Source organism: Chimaeribacter arupi (assembly GCF_002858805.1).
In the GTDB taxonomy this organism is placed as follows: Bacteria; Pseudomonadota; Gammaproteobacteria; order Enterobacterales; family Enterobacteriaceae; genus Chimaeribacter; species Chimaeribacter arupi.
Genome location: NZ_PJZI01000087.1, coordinates 1 through 777, shown reverse-complemented (window position 1 = coordinate 777; position 777 = coordinate 1). Strand labels below are relative to the sequence as shown.

The 777-nt window shown below is 36.6% G+C and carries 1 protein-coding gene; it reads left to right on the top strand.

Annotation, left to right across the window (positions count from 1 at the left end; genetic code table 11):
- Window positions 1-548, top strand: a 548-nt coding sequence (locus tag CYR52_RS22755) for a hypothetical protein (protein ID WP_165699111.1), incomplete at its 5' end; no start/stop codon positions are given.
- Window positions 549-777 lie beyond the last annotated feature (229 nt).

The following is a 777-nucleotide window of genomic DNA, read 5'->3' as shown; positions in this document are numbered from 1 at the left end:
TGGTAAAAGAACCCAGTTATAAAGGCATTCAAATTCCTTTGCAACAGCAAGAAAGGAGCGATATCTGGCAGGGCAAAATGGCAATGAGCGGGGGCGGGGCCTGTGGCTGGACACTGAGTAAATTTAATCTGGGTATTGAGTATATCGATGCCACCCATTTGGGTAAAGAGTTAGTCCCCGGTACGGCGGTTGGTGCTACTATTGCATTTGATGATGATGCATCACGGAATGGGCAGTTCACCTCATTTTATGGAGATATAAAATTAGAACCGAAATATTATCCTTATATATCAGAATGGAATCTAGGTAAAAAGGTGAAGGAGCTATCTTTACTTGGGAGGGAAAGTTTTTTGTCTTTGCGTGCTTATGACTCGAACCATATAAGATATTTTCCTGAAATATATGAAAATAAAGTCGTAAGATATATAGGTGTAGAGAAAAAGATCGAAGGGGTATATTCTAAAATTGTATACCCTGATGGAAGCGTAGTATCGGATAGAACTATATTTCCTGATTTTGAAAAGGTTGATAAAATGAAAATTAAGTAAGCATGCTTGAATGTTATTATGAATTTATAATAATTTTCATTTCTTCTTTAACTTAACAAGCAAATCAAAAATGGATAAAAGAATTCATTCATTAATAGCTTGCCTTTCTGTATTTATACTAAGCAGCTGCGTCAATGAAAATAATAGTGCCCTGTCGCCTCCCCCTGAGACTAAATGGGTCAATGTTGAAGTTAAAAACCCTTCACCTTATACAAAACCCTTTCCTCTT